At 57.2% G+C, this 18,865-nt stretch carries 17 protein-coding genes; 7 read left to right on the top strand and 10 right to left on the bottom strand.

All coding sequences use genetic code 11. The features are described from left to right. The first annotated feature begins 2 nt into the window (after positions 1–2). On the top strand, positions 3–917 hold the full coding sequence (locus AC5S16_RS06225) for an SDR family NAD(P)-dependent oxidoreductase (protein WP_493929166.1): 915 nt from the start codon (positions 3–5) through the stop codon (positions 915–917). A 30-nt stretch (positions 918–947) separates the two neighbouring features. Here the strand turns inward: AC5S16_RS06225 and AC5S16_RS06220 are convergent, their stop codons facing one another. Together AC5S16_RS06220 and AC5S16_RS06215 are read right to left on the bottom strand one after the other, a co-directional pair. Beyond that, a complete protein-coding gene (locus AC5S16_RS06220; RefSeq protein WP_493929165.1) occupies positions 948–1,673 on the bottom strand; it encodes an FkbM family methyltransferase in 726 nt (241 codons plus the stop codon). Positions 1,674–1,788: 115 nt separating this feature from the next. After that, complete coding sequence (locus tag AC5S16_RS06215; RefSeq protein ID WP_493929164.1) at positions 1,789–3,054, bottom strand: Glu/Leu/Phe/Val family dehydrogenase; 1,266 nt, start codon at positions 3,052–3,054, stop codon at positions 1,789–1,791. Positions 3,055–3,350: 296 nt separating this feature from the next. Here AC5S16_RS06215 and trpE point away from each other — a divergent pair, with 296 nt between their 5' ends. Then, positions 3,351–4,844, top strand: coding sequence for an anthranilate synthase component I (gene trpE / locus AC5S16_RS06210; protein ID WP_493929163.1), 1,494 nt, complete (start codon positions 3,351–3,353; stop codon positions 4,842–4,844). Between the two features lie 105 nt (positions 4,845–4,949). Further along, a complete protein-coding gene (locus tag AC5S16_RS06205) occupies positions 4,950–5,930 on the top strand; it encodes an acyl-CoA desaturase (protein ID WP_493929162.1) in 981 nt (326 codons plus the stop codon). Here the strand turns inward: AC5S16_RS06205 and AC5S16_RS06200 are convergent. Continuing rightward, complete coding sequence (locus tag AC5S16_RS06200) at positions 5,900–7,048, bottom strand: glycoside hydrolase family 172 protein (protein ID WP_493929161.1); 1,149 nt, start codon at positions 7,046–7,048, stop codon at positions 5,900–5,902. The two genes, AC5S16_RS06205 and AC5S16_RS06200, sit on opposite strands and share 31 nt — an antisense overlap. Before the next feature lie 129 nt (positions 7,049–7,177). Here AC5S16_RS06200 and AC5S16_RS06195 point away from each other — a divergent pair, with 129 nt between their 5' ends. Further along, positions 7,178–7,630 (top strand): thioredoxin family protein, encoded by a 453-nt coding sequence (locus tag AC5S16_RS06195; protein ID WP_493929160.1) that lies wholly within the window; start codon positions 7,178–7,180, stop codon positions 7,628–7,630. Here the strand turns inward: AC5S16_RS06195 and AC5S16_RS06190 are convergent. The 7 genes from AC5S16_RS06190 to purH form a co-directional block, all read right to left on the bottom strand. After that, positions 7,607–8,242 (bottom strand): TMEM175 family protein, encoded by a 636-nt coding sequence (locus AC5S16_RS06190; RefSeq protein WP_493929159.1) that lies wholly within the window; start codon positions 8,240–8,242, stop codon positions 7,607–7,609. The two genes, AC5S16_RS06195 and AC5S16_RS06190, sit on opposite strands and share 24 nt — an antisense overlap. 68 nt (positions 8,243–8,310) lie before the next feature. Continuing rightward, positions 8,311–9,693: a protoporphyrinogen oxidase gene (hemG, locus tag AC5S16_RS06185; protein ID WP_493929158.1), complete on the bottom strand. Its 1,383-nt coding sequence runs from the start codon at positions 9,691–9,693 to the stop codon at positions 8,311–8,313. Then, positions 9,690–10,616 carry a ferrochelatase gene (gene hemH, locus AC5S16_RS06180; protein ID WP_493929157.1) on the bottom strand — a complete coding sequence of 309 codons (927 nt, stop codon included), beginning with the start codon at positions 10,614–10,616 and terminating at the stop codon, positions 9,690–9,692. Before hemH ends, hemG begins: the two co-directional genes overlap by 4 nt. Then, positions 10,609–11,694, bottom strand: a complete 1,086-nt coding sequence (gene hemE / locus AC5S16_RS06175) for a uroporphyrinogen decarboxylase (RefSeq protein WP_493929156.1) — start codon at positions 11,692–11,694, stop codon at positions 10,609–10,611. Before hemE ends, hemH begins: the two co-directional genes overlap by 8 nt. Before the next feature lie 45 nt (positions 11,695–11,739). Then, on the bottom strand, positions 11,740–12,867 hold the full coding sequence (locus tag AC5S16_RS06170; RefSeq protein WP_493929155.1) for a deoxyguanosinetriphosphate triphosphohydrolase: 1,128 nt from the start codon (positions 12,865–12,867) through the stop codon (positions 11,740–11,742). A gap of 5 nt (positions 12,868–12,872) precedes the next feature. Beyond that, entirely contained in the window at positions 12,873–15,017 is a 2,145-nt protein-coding gene (locus AC5S16_RS06165; protein WP_493929154.1) for a tetratricopeptide repeat protein, read from the bottom strand. Between the two features lie 398 nt (positions 15,018–15,415). Continuing rightward, entirely contained in the window at positions 15,416–17,011 is a 1,596-nt protein-coding gene (gene purH, locus AC5S16_RS06160; protein ID WP_493929153.1) for a bifunctional phosphoribosylaminoimidazolecarboxamide formyltransferase/IMP cyclohydrolase, read from the bottom strand. A gap of 233 nt (positions 17,012–17,244) precedes the next feature. On the opposite strand from purH, the gene AC5S16_RS06155 reads away from it, so the two are divergent. From AC5S16_RS06155 to AC5S16_RS06145, 3 genes are all read left to right on the top strand, one after another. Further along, the gene (locus AC5S16_RS06155; protein ID WP_493929152.1) at positions 17,245–17,502 is read left to right on the top strand and encodes an AbrB/MazE/SpoVT family DNA-binding domain-containing protein; all 258 of its coding nucleotides are present in this window, start codon (positions 17,245–17,247) and stop codon (positions 17,500–17,502) included. After that, positions 17,499–17,825 (top strand): type II toxin-antitoxin system PemK/MazF family toxin, encoded by a 327-nt coding sequence (locus AC5S16_RS06150; protein WP_493929151.1) that lies wholly within the window; start codon positions 17,499–17,501, stop codon positions 17,823–17,825. The genes AC5S16_RS06155 and AC5S16_RS06150 overlap by 4 nt, the downstream gene beginning before the upstream one ends. 95 nt (positions 17,826–17,920) lie before the next feature. Continuing rightward, positions 17,921–18,820 (top strand): rhomboid family intramembrane serine protease, encoded by a 900-nt coding sequence (locus AC5S16_RS06145; RefSeq protein ID WP_493929150.1) that lies wholly within the window; start codon positions 17,921–17,923, stop codon positions 18,818–18,820. Positions 18,821–18,865: the final 45 nt, after the last annotated feature.

The following is an 18,865-nucleotide window of genomic DNA, read 5'->3' as shown; positions in this document are numbered from 1 at the left end:
GTATGAGGCGGAACGAAGCCAATCTCATCGACAGGCGCGCCATGCTGGGACTTACTGCAACAGCGGTGGCGGGCTCGCTTGCTGCCTGTTCCAGCAAGCCTGTGAATGCATTTGCCATGCCATCGGGGCGCCAGCGTTTCTTGAATAAAGTCGTCCTCATCACTGGAGCCACCTCCGGTATTGGCCGCGCGGCAGCCCTGCAATTTGCGGCGGAAGGCGGCAAAGTTGCTTTCTGCGGGCGCCGTGAAAATCTTGGTCACGAAGTAGAGGCCGAGATCAGGTCGCATGGCGGCGAAGCGACATATATCCGTGCTGATGTGCGCAATGAGAGCGATGTAAAAACCTTTATCGACCAGGTTGTGCAGAAATATGGACGGCTCGACGTAGCCTTCAACAATGCCGGCATTACTCTTGAGAAGCCGCTGCACGAATTCACTTCGCAGGAATGGGATGATGTTGTCCACACAAACCTGCGCGGCGTCTTCCTTGCAATGAAATATGAGATTCCTTACATGCTTGCCAATGGACGAGGCAACATTGTCATTACTTCGTCTTCCAATGCGATTGCCACTACAGAAAAGCGATCTGCGTATACATCAAGCAAGCGCGGACTGGTGGGGCTGGCGCAATCAGCCGCATTGGACTATGCCCTGAAGGGCATTCGCATCAATACGCTCATTCCCGGAACGACAGACACAGAGCTGGTGCGGCGGGCTGCGCACATGGAGAAAGTTCCCGACACGATATGGGAAGCAGCCGCGGCGCAATGGGCCAAATCACACGTGCCTGGATTGGAGCGAATGGCAAAACCGGAGGAGATCGCCGCATTCGCGCTGGCGCTCGCCTCCGACGATTTCCCTTACATGACAGGGGCGCAGATGGTTATCGATGGTGGAAAGACTGCGCATGCGGGATAAAGAGAATGAGAAGGTTGATTCCGCGCTTCTTCATGCAGCGCTATATTTCGGATCGATAAATAAGCCGTCGGCCCATCCTAGAGCTGAATGCTGGATGTGCTGATTATAGAAGGCTACCGGAGTCAAACCCAGTTCCTGCAGGAACTGATAAATATTTTCAAAACGGGCCATGCCTACATATAAGTCGCAGAAATTCAACTCGACGTAAACAAGATGGATCTTGTGCGCACGAAGCATTTCTATGCTGCCGTTGAGCACCTCAAGATCATATCCCTGCGTGTCCGACTTAAGGACATTGATGTGTGTGATTCCTGCTTTCTCACAATAGCTGTCGATGGAATATACATCTACATCGCTCTGATTCACGATTTCTCCCCAGCACTCCGTGCCTGGCGGCAAGAGAGAGCTGAGGCTCGGTATGGAGTTTTCGATTAATACCTGCCGCCCGCATGCAGCGCCTAGGGCCGTCATATTGAGATGGAGATCAGGTATTCCGGAGGTTCCCGTTTTCAACTTCTCATACGTGGATGCGCTGGGTTCAAATGCATGAATGACAGGATTATGAAAGTGGTTTCGGAAACGCTGAATGGTTTGCCCAAGATTTGCGCCGACGTCGAACAAAATCGTGCTCCCATTGGAAGCTGTAAGCCGTCGCATGTCTTTGAAAGGGTCAAAACCTAGCGCATTGGGGTCTCTTCGGCGCAGGTCGTACCCGTAACGAAGCAGTGTTTCTTTAGCAAAGCTTTTCAGGCCCATGCAGACGACATTCTTCCTTTAGGATGCATCCGTTGAAAGACGCTCAGTCAGAATATATAGCAGCATACACCCTTGCATGGAGTTATAAAGAAGGGGCGGCGTTGCGCCGCCCCTGTTATGCGTAGATACCGCGCTGCTTGATTGTGAAGGCGACACGATCGATCGCCAGCATATAGGCAGCGATGCGGTTGTTTACTCCATGTGCTTCCGAGTAGCGCACCACGTCATCAAAGCTTGTCGCCAGAATGCCTTCAAGCTGCTCGTTTACGAACGCTTCCTTCCAGAAATAGCCCTGGCGATCCTGCACCCATTCAAAATAGGAGGCAGTGACGCCGCCCGAGTTCGCCAGAATGTCCGGAACGATGAAGACCTTCTTGTCGGCAAGGATTTCGTCGGCAACTGCGGTCGTTGGGCCATTCGCGCCTTCGCAGATGACGCGCGCCTTGATGTGCTCTGCGTTGCGGCTGGTGATGACGTTCTCTGTTGCCGCCGGGATCAGGATCTCGCAGTCCGTGGTCAGCAGTTCGAGTGAATCGAATGCCTCAGCGCCTTTGAACCCGAGCACGGTTCCGTTGCGCTGCTTATATTCGAGCAGTGAGCAGATATCGATGCCGTTGGGGTTATAGAGTCCGCCATCGTACTCCGCGATGCCGATGATGTTATAGCCCTTCTCGCGCAGCAGGTTTGCCGAGTTCGAACCAACGTTGCCGAAGCCCTGAATAATCACGCGGCAGCCATCGACGGGGATGTTGAGGTATTTGAGCGCCTCGTCACACATCACAGCAATGCCGCGGCCCGTTGCTTCACGGCGTCCGCGCGATCCGCCGATGTTCACCGGCTTGCCTGTGACCACGCTGGTCACTGTCTGGCGCTGATGCATGGAGTAGGTGTCCATGATCCACGCCATCGTCTGCTCGTTGGTGTTCATGTCCGGAGCAGGGACATCTTTTTCCGGTCCGATGAATTCGATAATCTCAGCGGTGTAGCGGCGGGTCATGCGCTCCAGTTCGCCAATGGACATCTTCCTGGGATCGCAGATGACTCCACCCTTCGCGCCGCCGAAGGGAATATTTACTACAGCGCACTTCCATGTCATCCAGCTTGCCAGCGCGCGCACTTCATCCAGAGAGACGTCAGGCGCATAGCGGATACCGCCCTTGCCCGGCCCGCGCGCCTGCGAGTGCAGCACACGGAAGCCGGTAAACATCTCAATCCGGCCATCGTCCATGTTGACGGGGAAATGCACGATGATCTCGCGCGAGGGATGCCGCAGAACACGCCATAAACCTTCATCCAAATTCAACTTGCGTGCTGCAAAGTCAAATCGAGCAGCTTGAGCTTCCCAGGGGTTGATCTCCTGCTCAAGCGTAATGGTAGCCATACAAGAATTATCTCTAACTTTCAGACCGATTGTGCGCTACGCTCATGAACGTGTCGCAAAAACAAACGCTCCGGGACGGTCACTTCCGGCACGTCCGTAACCCATCGTTTGACCTGCCACCATAGAGAAAAGTCAGCATCAGGCCAAACTGATCGAGTATAGGCCACGGGTCATACGTCCTGCAACCAGTATCTATTGCAATCGCTGCAACCCCTGTGCTCATAATCAAATAAAGGAATCCATATATTTGTTGAAACAGAGAAGTGAGACAAAAGTTCCAAATATACTGGAACCAGATGCCACAGCAAGAAACATCTCTTCCCATCCGCGCCGAATTCATGAAGCTGGCCCGCACGCATACGCTGGTGCCGCTTTATCGCACGCTTACTGCCGATCTGGAAACGCCCGTGACTGCTTTCCTCCGCCTCGCCGCAGACGGATCGGAGTGCTTCCTGCTCGAGTCGGTTGAACAGGGTGAGAAGATCGGTCGGTACACCTTCATCGGCATCCGGCCATTCCGCAAGATTGTGTCGCATGGCCGGTCGATCGAGATCACGGAGAATGGCAAACTCCGCCGCGTCGAAGGCAACATCTTTGCGTTGTGGAAGGAATTTCTGAGCAGCCACAAGCCTGCGCGTGTTGCCGGATTGCCACCATTTACTGCAGGCTCTGTAGGTTTCTTTGCTTATGATGTTGCGCGCCAGATCGAGCGCCTGCCTGAAGAGACAAAAGACGATCTGGGATTGCCCGATGCCTGTCTCATGTTCTTTCATGAGGTGCTGGCCTTCGATCACGTCCGCAAAGAGATGCTGCTGATTGTCACCACCGACGTGACCGGGCAGAAGCCCGACCGCGCGTATGCGGACGCGATCAGGCGTCTCGACCGCCTTGAAAAACGTCTGGCTGGGCCTCTGCCGCGCATCTCGAAGAAGAAAATCAGCGGCAAGCTCAAGCTTGAATCGCGTTCGCGCAAAAAAGACTTTCTCAGAGCCGTTGAAACAGCCAAGGAATACATTGCTGCTGGCGATGTCTTTCAAGTGGTGCTCTCACAGCGTTTCGATGTGGAAACCGGAGTCGATCCCTTTTCTGTCTACCGCGCGCTGCGAATCGTCAATCCATCGCCGTATCTTTATTTCCTGCGCCTGAACCTGAAGAAGGGAGGCGACACTTATGTCGCAGGCTCGTCGCCGGAATTACTGGTGCGCGTGAACCAGGGCCGCATCCAGTACCGGCCTATAGCCGGAACGCGCCCGCGCGGACAGAACGAAGAAGACGACCGCAGCATCGCGCAGGAGATGCTGAACGACGAAAAAGAACGCGCTGAACACGTGATGCTGGTTGACCTGGGACGCAACGACGTAGGCCGCGTGAGCGAATATGGCTCGGTCGAAGTAAAAGAGCTGATGTCCGTCGAGCGCTACTCGCACGTCATGCACATCGTCAGCGGAATCGAAGGCAAGCTGCGCCCTGAGCTCCACGCCGTCGACGCCTTCCGTGCCTGTTTCCCTGCGGGGACATTGAGCGGCGCTCCAAAAGTCCGCGCCATGGAAATCATCGAAGAGCTGGAGCCGACGCGCCGCGGAATTTACGGCGGCAGCGTGCTCTATGCTGACTACTCCGGCAATCTCGATTCCTGCATCGCCATCCGCACGATGCTCCAGCAGGGAAAGAAAGCCCACATCCAGGCCGGCGCGGGAATCGTAGCCGACTCGGTTCCTGAAAAAGAATTCGAAGAGTCGGTCAACAAGGCGCGCGCTGTGGTGAAAGCTATCGAACGCGCCAGAGGCTAGCACAAAACCGGCTGTAGAGTTACTGAGCGCCTGGCCTAAAGAACAGCGACTTTACTTCGGTCTTCCAATCCTGATCATTCGCCACGGTCTGGATGTATTCAGTGTTTGTTCATTCAGATTTTCAAAAGACCGAAACATTACACAAAATTCATCCAACAAGCCCCTGATCCCTGCTCGTATGAAAGCAGAGGATCAAGCATGGCCACTGCACCCACGGTTGAAGAAAAGCCAGCCCACCCGCTAAGCCGCAGTGCGCAAGGCGATTCCTTCAACACGATCACGCTCCTCTTCATGATCGTCTTCCACGCCGGAGCCATCGCGGCGCTCTTCTTCTTTAGCTGGAAAGCCGCAGCCATTGCAGCGGGCCTCTACTTCGTCGGCATCAACCTGGGAATCTGCCTCGGCTATCACCGCCTGCTGACGCATCGTGGATACGAGGTCCCTCGCCTTCTAAAATATTTTTTGGTCACCTGCGGAACACTCACCCTCGAAGGCGGCCCGCTTTATTGGGTGGTTAACCACCGTGTTCATCACCAGCTCACCGACCGCCACGGAGATCCGCACACGCCCCGCGAAGGCGGCTGGTGGGCGCATGCCGGATGGGTTATCTATGGCAAGGGCCTGAGTGCGCAGCCCGAACTGATCCGCAAATACGCGCCCGACATTCTAAGCGACCGGTTTCTCATGCTGCTCAGCGAATACCACTGGGTGCCGCTTGTGATCCTCGCCGTTATTCTTTTCGCCGCCGGCGGCTGGCCGTTCGTGCTCTGGGGAATTTTCTTCCGCGTCACGCTGAGCCTGCATGCCACGTGGCTCGTCAACTCAGCCACTCACATTTGGGGGTCGAGACGCTTTTCGACACGCGACGACTCTCGCAACCTCTGGTGGGTTGCGCTCTTAACCGGCGGCGAAGGATGGCACAACAACCACCACGCCTATCCCGTCTCCGCCCGCCACGGCCTCGCCTGGTATGAATACGACCTCAACTACTACTGCATCTGGATCATGGGGAAATTCGGCCTCGCCAAACGAATCCACACCGCGTCGCTACCCCATCACCGCGGAGTCAAACTCCCCGGCGAATAATCCCCCTTCGAGTTTCCGGGTCCGCCCACAAACTGCAGCGTAGGCACGCGGTCACTCACATCCGGAAGCGCGGGAAAGACTGCATGCGGCTCTGCCTGATACCAGTATGCGACTGAGGAAAAAGTATCGGAGCGGTGATTGGCATGGCCATGCTCGATCGTCGCCTTGAATGACTTGGTGAAGGGAATCGGCGAGTCCAGATGAAAGCGGTACACGCTCCAGCGGCTTCCGGCAATTTCTTTCCCCACCAACGGAGCGCCATTCAGCGGCAGGCTGTATCCCGAGCCTCCAAAATCCCACGCGCCCAGGAAGTAGTCTTCCGATCCAGTGCCGATAAATGTGGGCGTGGTGTTGTCATCGATGAAGAACATGTCATCGCCTTCGCCCCACCATCCGTCCTGATTCTGCAGAATCGACATGGTCACGCCGACGAACTGTCCGTGCCCTTGTGCCTCCATCCAGATGTAATTGTCCTTGCCATCCGGATTGCGGCGGTAATTCACAATCGGGTCGCCGTTCTCATACCACTGTCCCGTCCAGCCATGATTGGGCTGCGCCTGCCTGTACTGCGCGTGAAAGTAAAGCGTGTCTTTGGGGATCGGATGCGAGTAGGTGCGATAGTCAATGTTCCAGTAAAGGCTGCCGAGGGATTCCTTGCCCTCATTTGTAACAGTGATGCGTGCGTGGTGCGCAAAGGGCATGGGGAAGTAGCTGTTCATGGCGCGGTCGTGTGAGACCATCAGCGCCGCCGACTGCCAGGCTATGATGTCGCCCGTGCCCTCTCCGAAAAAATCTCCGATCGGCGTCTCCACGCTTGGCGACTCCTCTCCATCCCAATACATGCGCAGCACAACGCGTTTCAGGAAGAAGGGCTCGCGGTCGGCCAGGGTAAACCAGATGTGCGAGATCATTCCCGGCCCATCGGTATCGAGGATGGTCAGCGTTTGTCCCGGCGTTACCGTGCGATAGTCGGCGTTGGCGCCAGTCGATTCACGGCTCGACGAGCGATGCAATGTGTATGTCTGCGGCTGCGTTGGGTCGGGCATCCATGAAGGAAGCTGGCAGAAAGCAATGGGTGTTGTCAGAGATACAAGAAGAGCGAGTATAGTAAAGCGCATTCTCAAGGGGTCCTTTAGAAATCGGCCCATAGTATCACCGGAGATGGAAGCGTTTCCACACTATGCCTGACCGATGCGAATCAAGAGCGTTACGCATCTAATAGTCAGGCTGAAAGAAGGAGCCTCAACATGCCTGTCATCCGCGCCTGTAACCATTGCGGCCAGAAGAACCGCATACCCGCAACTCATCTTGCCGATACCGGCCGCTGCGGCGCATGCAAGAATGCATTGCCGCCTATCAATGAACCCGTGGCTGCGGATGAGGCGCTCTTCGATGAAGTGCTCGAGAATGCCCCCGTTCCTGTGCTGGTTGATTTCTGGGCGGACTGGTGTGGCCCGTGCCGCATGGCAGCGCCCGAGGTTGCGCGCACGGCAGCCAATCTTGCCGGACAGGCCATCGTCCTCAAAGTGGATTCCGACAAGCATCACCAGCTGGCGGCGCGCTACCATGTCCGAGGCATTCCCAATTTCCTTATTCTCTTTGGGGGAAAGCTGGTGCATCAGCAGGCGGGCGTCGTCGGACACGAGCAGATGGAAGCATGGCTCCGTGCCGCAGTCTCAGGTGTGGGCGTCTCGTCCTGATCTGGAGGATTGCACCACGGTCTCATCGCGTTTGGCTCTTGCGCCGGGAATGGCCCATACCACTGTAACCAGCCCGGTAATTGCCAGTGAAAGCCATGGTTTGTAGAAGGCAACTGCAATCGAGATGAGATAGATGAGGATGCTGACCGTGTGTCTCCATAACTCTGATTCGTCCGCGTCTCCTAGCGATCCGGCATATTGCTGCCGGCGCATCACGCAGCGTCGCAGAACAAAGAATGCTGCGCCAGCCAGCAGCATCGTCAGGTCATACAGCAGAGTGGCAAATGAGTTGAAGTCCTTCTCATCCAGATAATCCACAAAATAAGGAATGAGCGAGAGCATGAAGAGAAAGCCCAGGTTTGCCCAGAGGCAGCGAACGTCAACTGTCTCCGTCCTGCGAACAAGCTCGTGATGATTGATCCAGTAAATGCCGACGATCAGGAAACTGAGCGCATAAATTCCCAGGCGCGGCGCGACCGACCACAGCCCAGCTAATCCATCTTCGTGCGGTACGTGCAGTTCCAGCACCATGATGGTGATGATGACGGCGATGACGCCATCAGAGAAGGCCTCCAGACGCGTCGAGCTCATCTGCGTGTTGAAATCAGGCATGGCCGGGTACTCAATCTATCATGTTTAGCACAATAGACATACACCTGATAGGTGCTTGAATAGTTTCATCAGCTTATCGATGAGGTCAGTCGCCGTGCGATATCGCAGCCTTGTCGTATCAGATCAGGAAGGCCGACGCCGTAATACGCATTGCCGACGAGATGCAGACCGGGCAAGGCCTGCACGCGGTCTGCAAGCTGCTTCATGCGCGTAAGATGTCCAACCGCATACTGCGGTAGCGAGCGCGGCCAACGGCGGACAATTGTGAAAGAAGGCTCCGGCAAATGTCCAAGGAGGACGGAGAGCTGCTGGTGTGCGAGCGCAATCACTTCATCATCGGAAGAGTCGAGCAGTCGCGGAGCATCTTCGCCTCCGAAGAAAGCCCGCAGCAGGACAGCTCCATCCGGCGCGCGGTGCAAAAATTTCTGATTGACAAAGGTGCAGGCCAGCAGTTGCGGTGCATCATGATTGGCCTTCGTCTGCGGAGCGAGAAACCCGAATCCGCGCGGAATACGCATTGAGCCAGCACGTTCCGCGGCGAAGGCCATAGCAATCACGATTGCTGATGATGCATCCATCGCCAACAGATCATCGAGAGAGGGAAGCAGCGCTCGCGTCGCGTCCGCCGGAGTCGCAACTACGACTGCATCGAAGGTCTCGTTACTGGAAGCGCTGGAAATCCGCCAGCGTGCGCCGTCGCGCGAAAGGGAAGTGACCGCTTCGCCGAACCGTAAAGAAGAAGCAGGCAGAGCAGCGGCCATGCGGTCGATCAGTGTCTGCAGTCCGGATTTTAGCGAAGTGAAGAGTGAAGCACTCTCCACTTCGCGTACATTGTTTTGCAGTCCGAGAATCAGCGATCCGTGCTCGCGCTCCATCTTCACGAATGCGGGCATCACCGCGCGCACGCTGAGCTGGTCGATACTGCCGCCAAAGACGCCGGCCAGCAGGGGAGCAGCAATCGTATCCGTAGCCTCGTCGCCAAAATGCCGCCGCACAAAGCTGGCAACCGATTCATCCGCGTCCTCAGCCAGCGCTGAGTCTTTCAACTCACCAGCACGCTTCGGCTCGCGCAGATAGGCCAGCCGCGCCTGCCAGCTGAACAGCGGGGAACTTAGCAGTGGCTCCCATTTCGTCGGGACCATCATGCGCATGCCGTCGGGCATGGCGATCAGTTGCCTGCCTTGCGCGATGTATGTCCGCCGCCAGCGGTCATTCGAGGAAATGATTTCGTCTTCCAGGCCAAGCTCGACGGCAAGCTCGCGCGCCCATGGTTTTTCCGTTACCCACGAGTCGGGCCCGCACTCCACGACGAAGCCATCGCGGCGCATTGTTTCCACAATGCCGCCCAGCCGATGCGAAGCCTCGTAGAGCACGAATTCTTTGCCCGCGCGCGCCAGTTCATACGCGGCAGCAACGCCGGCGATGCCTCCGCCGATGACAGCGATTTTCATGATGCAGCAAGCCGCGCAAGCCCGCGCTGCGCAATGTCCGCAAGCGCCGCGATGAGCACCGGTGAGCTGTTGAGCGATTGCGGGCGCTCGACGCGCATGCCAAGGTTCTTGCCGAACTCGCGGAAGGCGATGTCGATGTCGTAGAGAATCTCAATATGGTCGCAGAGAAAACCGACCGGCTGAATCACGACCGCCTTGTGTCCTTCCTCATGAAGCGCCGTCAGCGTCTCTTCGACCGTAGGCCCAATCCACGGGCCGCCGGACATGCCCTGGCTCTGAAATGCGAAGCGCCAGTCTTTCAGGTCCGGAATACAGTCAGCAACGGACTTAGCTGTGAGCTTTGCCTCGTCTGCATAGGGATCGGCAGGCTGCCCTGGCTGCGCCTCGATGGTGCGCTGCGGCACACTGTGCGCTGTGAACAGTACGGGCACAGGCGAGCCGATATCGTTCGAGACGCTGTGCCATAGCGGACGCAGCCGCTCCGTAAAAGCTTCCACGAGCAGCGGATGATCAGCCCATCCTTCGACGAAGTCGATCTTCAGGCGGTCGCCAGCAGCTTTCAACACTGCATTTTTATAGAGACCGACGCTGGTTCGCGAATTTTGCGGCGCAAGACAGATCACTACGGCCGAAGTAATGCCGTCATCGAGCATCTGTTTCACCACGTCGGCAATGTAGGGCTTCCAGTTGCGCATAGCTACGTACACTGGAGCGTCCATCTCATTGCCCAGCAGTTTCCCTTGCTCCAGTGTCAGCCGCGTGAGCGGGCTCGAGCCAATCAGCGAGTACCGATGTCGAATCTCTTCGATGACAGATTCAGGCATCGGCCGCCCGCCCGTGACATTACGCAGATATTCGGAAATCTCGTCGAGTGAATCCGGAGTGCCGTGCGCCAGCAGCAGAACAGCCGCGCCCTCAGCCATGCTTCACCTCTTCCGACAACTCGCGCACGAAGCGCACTACGTGTTGCACATTTTCTACCGGGGTGCCCGGCACAATTCCATGTCCAAGATTGAAGATGTGTCCCGGCCTGCCGCCTGCCTGGTCGAGAATCTGCTTCACGCGCTTGCGGATCAGCTCCGGCTCGGCAAAGAGCGTAATCGGGTCGAGATTCCCCTGCACCGCACATCCATAATCAAGCGTGCGCCACGCATCGCCCAGCGGAGTGCGCCAGTCAAGGCCCAGCACATCGGCTCCGGTCTCGCGCATCGACGGCAGCAGACTTGCTGTTTCCACGCCGAAGTAAATTACCGGGACTCCCATCGCTTGTACTTCGCGCACCAGCGTTTTGGTATGCGGCAGGACGAAGTCGCGGTAGTCTTCGACGCTCAACACGCCCGCCCAGCTGTCGAAAATCTGGATGACGTCGACCCCGGCCTCCACCTGCTGGCGCGCATATTCGCTGAGGACTGTAATCAGCTTGTCCATCAGCGCGCGCCATGTGTCTGGCTGGCGATACATCATCGTCTTCGCCGCGATGTAGTTGCGTGAGCTGCCGCCTTCGATCATGTAGCTCGCCAGCGTGAAGGGCGCTCCGCAGAAGCCGATGATGCCGATGCGCTCCTTAAAATGCGCGACGACTTTTTCGATGGCTTCCGCTACATATCCCAGTTGAGATGTGCGGTCGGTGCACAGCCGCGCCACGTCTTCTGCTGTGCGCAGCGGAGTATGCACAACCGGCCCTTCGCCTGCCTGGAATTCAAAATCAAGCCCCATCGGCTCGAGTGGAAGCAGCAGATCGGCAAAGATAATCGCCGCGTCTACGTCGAGCTTTTCTGCTGCCGTAATGGTGACTTCCGATGCGAGCTTCGGGTCCTTGCAGATTTCGAGCAGGGAATGATGCTTGCGCACTGCCTGGTATTCCGGCATATAGCGCCCCGCCTGCCGCAGAAACCAGACAGGAGTCCGGTCGACGGGACGGCGCAGACAGGCGCGCACAAAACGCGTGCCGGAGGTCAGGGAATCCGGCTCAATCTGTGCATGAGGAGTGTTTTCGTGCATTTGAGGGATCACTCTAGAGGGTAGCATCCCTACACAGATTTCTGTCTAATGCGCCTGCTTTTCATACTGCGCAAAGATGAAGTTATCCGTCATGCCGGCAATGTAGTCGGCAACAACACGCGGCGCGCCTTCTTCCGCAGCGCGCGATGCATAACTGTGAGGAAGCAGCGAAGGATCAGAGGTCCATGCATCAAACAGTTCGCGAATAATGTGCTCAGCTTCCTCGTGGTCGCGCACCAGTTTTTCGCTGTTGTAGAGATTGGCGTAGAGAAACCGCTTTGCCTCCAGCCGCAGTGCTTCCATTTCCGGAGAAAAGCTAGCCAGCCGCTTCGGAGCATTGCGGATGCCTTCGAGCGTCGTAATTCCGGTGGCAGAAACCAGGCGGGAAGTCTCCGCGATCAGGTCTCCGACGAGTGCATTGAGCACGCGCTTCAGTGCCTCATTGAAAACCAGCTTTTTTTCTGCTTTCGGATAAGTCTCCTGCATTGGCACGAAGAAACGCTCGAAGAGCTGCACATGACCGCGAATGTCTTCGAGGTTGAGAATCTCCGCTTCCATGCCGTCATCGAGATCGGCGGTAAGGTACGCAATCTCATCTACAAGATCGATCAGCTGCGCTTCAAGCGGCGGACGCTTGTCGAGAAAATATGCGGCCAGCTCCGGATGTTCTGCTGCGCTGTAATCACGCGAATGCTTGATGATGCCTTCGCGCACGGCGAGAGTCAGGTTCAGTCCGCGAAAGGCGGCATAGCGCAGCTCAAAGTGCTCCACGATGCGCAGCGCGTGCAGGTTGTGGTCGAAGCTGAGTCCGTGGCGGCGCAGCGCTTCATCCAAAGCGCGCTCGCCTGCATGTCCAAAGGGCGGATGGCCGATGTCATGCACCAGCGCCAGCGCTTCCGTCAGGTCTTCATTCAGGCCGAGCGTCTTGGCAACGGTCCGCGCAATCTGCGCTACTTCCATCGTGTGCGTCAGCCGGCTGCGGAAGTGGTCGGAGTAGCGATGAGTGAATACCTGCGTCTTGCCGGCAAGCCGGCGAAAGGCGCGGGCGTGGATGATGCGGCTCCGGTCGCGTTCGAAAGGCGAGCGGTAGGGATGCGTTTCTTCTGGAAAGATGCGCGCCGCAAGCGGATCGCCTGCGGCGTCAGAAACAGCGCAGCCTGCTGGAAGTCGCATGGCCGCTATTGATGACTGGGCAGCGCGCTTGATGATTCCTTTGCCAGACGGACACGGGCGTTGTCCAGCTTCTTCTGCACCTTGTTCACGTCACCGGGGTCGGCATCAGCAACGGGCGAGTGCGAATAGTTATTCAGCGACTGCTCCCACTGCGCCGCGGCCAGTTTCAGGCGGTTGGTCTTCTCGTAGAGCTCGCCCAGGTGGTCATGCACCGTCGGGTCGCTCGTGTTCCGCGCGAGCGCCTTGGTCAGGTTTTCTTCAGCGAGCGTGTATTGCCCCAGCTTGAAATAGGCCCAGCCCAGCGAGTCGAGATAAGCATACTGCTGCGGATCAAGCTGCACTGCTTTCTTGATCATCCCCAGCGCCTCATTCAGCTTGACGCCGCGGTCAGCCAGCATGTAGCCCAGATAGTTGAGCGTGACTGCCGAGTTTGGGTCAATATCCAGCACCTTGCGGAAATATGTCTCCGCCTGGTCAAAATGCTTCTGCCGCTCCTCAAGCTCGCCGCGCGCAAACAGGATATTCGCCTTGTCGTCCTGCTTGGGTGAAAGCGCATCGGCCTTGTCGAGGACTTCATCGGCATCCTTCCAGCGCTTCAGGCGAATGTAGATCTCCGAGAGACGCAGCAGCACGGAGCGGTCATCCGGCGAGCCTTTCAGCTGTGCCTTTGCCAGAGCGATACCTTCGTCCGCTTTTCCGGTGTCGGCCAACTGTGCGGCAAGGGTCATGTTGGCTTCGCGGTTTGCGTCCTTATCCTTGGCTGTCCTGGCTACGGCTTCGCGCGCCGCGGCTGTGGCCTTTTCATACTGGTGCGCATCGCGATAGGCATCCACGATGTTTGCATATCCGCGCAGGATGTAATCACCGCCGAGGTCGGCTTCTTTCTGGTAGGTAGCGACTGCCAGATCGGTCTTGCCCTGCTCGCGATAGACATTGGCCAGGCGGTCAAGGAAGATCGAGCGGTTGTTCTTTTCGCCGTCCGTGTATTGCCCGGTCACATGCTCAGAGTCGGCGACCATCTTGGTCAGGACCTGCACAGACTGGTCATACTGACCCAGCGCGTCGTAGTTCAGCGATTCCTCAAAACTGATTTCCAGCAGATCGGAAGCCAGCTCTTTGGCCTTCTTCAGCGACGCAAGCGCATCCTCATACTTCCCCTGGCGGCGCTCGATCTTGGCAATGCTCAGCAGCGACTGCGCATCGCTCGGGTCGCCGGCGGAGACATCCTTGAACGACTTGAGAGCGGCCTCTTCCTGGCCGTCATTCAACTGCGCCTGCGCCAGCGCGCGCTCAATGTCCAGGTTTTCCGGATCGAGGTCGAAAGCCTTCTGGTAAGAGGCCAGCGCGTTCTTGTTGTCCTTGATCTGGTCGTAGGTCTGGCCGAGCGCATACAGTGTTTTAGGTGTCTGATCGTCCGGCGGCAGAGCGTTCAACACCTGGATGGCCCGCTGGAAATCTCCCTGCTCGCCGTAGAGGCCGGCGATATTCAGCACTACGTCTTCTGAATCCGGATCGATCTTCTGCGCCGCCCGGAACTGCTCCTCAGCGTGGGCGGAATCATGATTCAGCGTGTAGAGGCGGCCCAGGAAGAGCCGGTTCTCCGTGCTATCCGGTTCGAGCCTTACGATCTCCTTGTACTCGTCAATAGCGAGCTTCAGCATCTGCTCCGAGGGCCCGCCGTTCTGCATGTTGCCCAGCGAGCGCAGGTAGATGCGTCCCAGCAGTTTGTGCGCTTCGAGGTTGTTGGGATTCTTCTGGATCTGGGCCTGCGCGGCGGAAATCGCATCGCGCACGCGCCCGGTCTGGAAATAAAGCTCCGCCAGATGCGCATTCAGGTAAGGCGATTCGGAATCGGCATTGAGCGCGAGCTTGTATTCTTCAATCGCGCGCGTCGCGTATTCCGGACGGCCGTAGGTCGTGGCCATTTCCTCATACATGTGCGCGAGGGAATAGTGATAGTAGGCGCTGGCGCGATCGGGTTTCTGCGCGGTATCCGTGGGGGCGGGGGCGGCAGGCTTGTCGGTTTTCGTCTGCGGCGGGGGCGCGCTTTGCGCGTAAGTTCCAGGGCAGTAGAAACCGGCCAGAGCCAGCGTAGCAACAGTGAGAAGGCTGTCGCGCAATACAAAACGGGCCTTACTATTTGTCTTCAAGGAGGAACCCCTGCCAGAATCTTCGGCCTGAATCAGTTGGATGCTGCCAATTTCTGAATTCCGGCAGCTCCTCGTACATAAAGACGATTGTAAACCGGAAAGGGCTCCAAAAACAGGGCTCAGCGCACAGCGCTCAGGGTACAGGGGTTTAGGGAAACAGGGCTCAGGGCTCGATTTGGTTGTGGTTTGGGTTGCGTGCTTTTCACTCGTCGCGGAGGGTCCAAGAAACTACTCCAGGTTAGCTTTCACCCCACCACGCGAAAACCGCGCGTGTCGGGGACCCCGATTCGCGAACCTGGGGCACCCGTTTTTGTGGCTATCGACGCGAAAAGCAGGTCCTTCGCTCTGCTCAGGATGACAACTGGTTTTTCTGTGCGCTGAACGCTGAGCCCTGTAAATCAGTGCCGGAAGTGCCGTATCCCCGTAAACACCATGGCGACGCCCAGCTTATTGGCTGCTGCAATCACCTTGTCGTCATTCACTGACCCACCCGGCTGGATTACCGCCGTAGCTCCTGCTCCCACAACAGTTTCGAGCCCATCGGGGAACGGAAAGAAAGCATCGGAAGCGGCGACACAGCCCTCAAGCGGCAAGACCGCTTTCATCGCGCCAAACTTCGCCGAATCCACGCGGCTCATCTGTCCTGCGCCCACGCTGATGGTCTGCCCGTTGCGTGCATAGACAATCGCATTTGATTTGACATGTTTGCACACGCGCCAGGCAAAGAGCAGGGCGGCCAACTCGTCTTTGCTTGGCTGGCGTTCGGTCACTGTTTTCAGCTCGGATGCCGTAATGCGCCCGCGGTCGGCATCCTGCAGCAGCAGTCCACCGGAAACCTGCTTGATGACCCGCAGCGTCTCGGCCGGCTTTACTTCCACCAGGCGCAGGTTCTTTTTCACGGCAAAACGCGCGAGCGCAGCTTCAGAAAATTTCGGAGCGGCGATCGCCTCGACAAAGAGCTTTGCAATTTCCTCGGCTGCGGCCTCGTCCACTTCACGGTTGATGCCGATCACTCCGCCAAATGCCGATATCGGATCCGCGGCCAGCGCCTTCTGATATGCCTCAAGGATGGTCGTGCCAGTTGCCGCACCGCTGGGATTCGTGTGCTTGATAATCGCAACTCCCGGCTCATCGAACTCCTGCACCAGTTCCCAGCAGGCGTCCAGGTCGACCAGATTGTTGTAGCTCAGCTCTTTGCCCTGAAGCTGCTTGCCACCGGCAATTCCCGCATGTGAGCCATCGACATACAGCGCAGCTCTCTGGTGGGGATTCTCGCCATAGCGCAGGCTTGTCGCCAGCGGGTAGTTGATCCGCAGCGCCTCGGGAAACGCCGCTGTTGCCTGATCGGAAACAAGATCAGCAAACTGCACCGGAGATTCCGCCGGTTCGGGCGTAGCAATCTGTTCGAGCGTGTTAGCGATAGCCGTGTCATACGCTGCCGTTACGGCGAAGGCCTTCTTCGCCAGTTTCCAGCGCGTCTCGCGCTCCAGTGCGCCCTGGTTTTGGTCGAGTTCTTCGGCGAGCGCCGCATAGTCTGCAGAAGAGGTGACAATCGCCACATCTTCAAAGTTCTTGGCCGCCGACCGCACCATCGAAGGCCCACCGATATCGATGTTTTCGATCACCTCGGCAAAGGTCGCGCCTGCGCGCGCGGCCGTCTTCTCAAAGGCGTAGAGATTTACCACCACCATATCGATCGGCTCGATGCCGTGTTCTTTCACCGCTGCCACATGCTGCGCATTTTTGCGGATGTGGAGGATGCCGCCATGCACCTTGGGGTGCAGCGTTTTCACACGGCCGTCGAGCATTTCGGGAAAGCCCGTCAACTCAGAAATATCGCGCACCGTGAGTCCAGACTCGCGCAGCGCGCGCGCCGTGCCGCCCGTGGAAACCAGTTCCACATTATGCTTCACCAGACTACGCGCAAACTCAACCAGTCCACTTTTATCCGTGACGCTCAACAACGCGCGCTGCACCTGCTTTTTGCCGCTCAAACCAATGCTCCTTGAAATGAAAAGGGTGAAAGTCGATTGTATGTAGAGGACTCTGGCTTGTCATGTTGTGATGCTTGTCCGAAACTTCTATTAGGCGTTGGCCATACTTCAACACGCCTTTCTACGCAAACATTCAATCAAGACGTACTGTGAAGCTCCGGGCAGTTTGTATTCCAGAACGGTTGATTCGAAATCTCGATTGTGTTATATATTTATATAATAAATGGGGTTTTATGCACACAACGAATCTGCGTAAAGTCGGTGGGTCTGTCATGCTTGCTGTACCGCCAGCAATCCTTGACTTACTGCATCTTGAAGCCGGAGACACAGTAGGTCTGGCGGTAGATGGCGAGCATCTGATTGTCGATCCCAAGGTAAAGCCTCGATACACACTGGCAGAGCTGCTGAAGGCTTCGGATTATTCGCAACCGCAAACACCTGAGGAGCGCGAATGGATAGATGCGCCATCGACAGGTGGTGAGTTGCTATGAGGCGCGGCGACATTTACATGGTGTCGCTCGATCTCACGCACGGTCACGAACAACGCGGTCAGCGGCCAGTTGTCGTCATCTCTCCAACCCAATTTAATCAGACAACCAAACTTCCTGTAGTACTGCCTGTCACCAGCGGTGGAGAGTTTGCCCGGCGCATCGGTTTCGCAGTCCCGCTCAGCGGCATTCGTACAACCGGAGTTGTGCGCTGTGATCAGCCCCGTGTGCTCGACATAAGTGCCCGAGGCGGCAGAAAAGTGGATGCATTACCCTCCGAGATTCTTGACGAAGTGCTGGCCAGAACCATCACCCTCTTTCAGTAGTTCTGACATTCAAGCAGAGACAGCCCGAAGTGGGGTAAGGTTAAATCAGGGAGAACTTCTGCTGCCGGGGAACTGCGCGTTTCGTAAACAGATCTATGAGTACATGGCCAACCAACGGAGATCATCGCGCCACCCACGCAGAGCCTGAGATCCTGCCTCCGGAGAACAGCGAAGAAGCACAGCAGCAGGAACCGCAGCGGGAATACTACTACCATCCGCCTGAGCCTGAGCAGCCTCCCATGCCTCCGCCGCGGAGACGCTCGCGCTGGGCCTACGCTCCGGCAACATATTTTCTTGTCGCCATCAACTGCCTGGTTTTTCTTGGAATGGTATTCAGCGGCATCTCTGTTGCCCAGCCGAAGGCGGAGCAGCTTCTTGTCTGGGGCGCCAACTATGGGCCTTATGTTCTGGTTCTCGGTGAATGGTGGCGCCTGCTCACGGCGATCTTCGTACACGTCGGTATCCTGCACCTGGCCACCAATATGTGGTGCCTGTGGAACCTCGGCCTGCTTGGCGAGCCTCTGATGGGCCCCTTCGGAATGATCGCCGCCTATGTGCTTACCGGAATCGGCGGCAATCTCCTCAGCACTGCAGTCCACCCGGGCGTGCAGGGTGGAGGGGAAGGCATCGTCGGTGCGGGAGCCTCAGGAGCTGTATTCGGATTAGCCGGAGTGCTGATCCTGCTGCTCAAATCGCCTATGCTGCCGCTGCCGCAGTTTGAACTGCAGCGCCTGCGCAAGAGCGTCATCTGGTTTGCCGTGCTGAACTTTGTCATTGGAGCAGGCACATGGGTCGCGCGCACCAGCGTGCAGATCGATAACATGGCTCATCTCGGCGGTTTTTTAAGCGGACTGGCTCTGGCCGTGCCCATGGTTCCGAAGCTGGGCGCGCCGCGCGACCTGTTTCTGCGCCGCCGCCTTATTGCCATTCTTGGAATGAGTTTCCTGCTGCTGCTGCTCGCCTTCGGCGTGTACTCGTTTTATGCAGGCAGATAAAAGCACAAACCCCGACGCGCTTCTACGCCGGGGCCTGCGGAGCAG

It is taken from the genome of Acidobacterium sp. FHG110202_01, assembly GCF_059115305.1.
The sequence above is the reverse complement of the archived record's forward strand: the minus strand, read 5'-3'. Positions and strand labels throughout refer to the sequence as shown.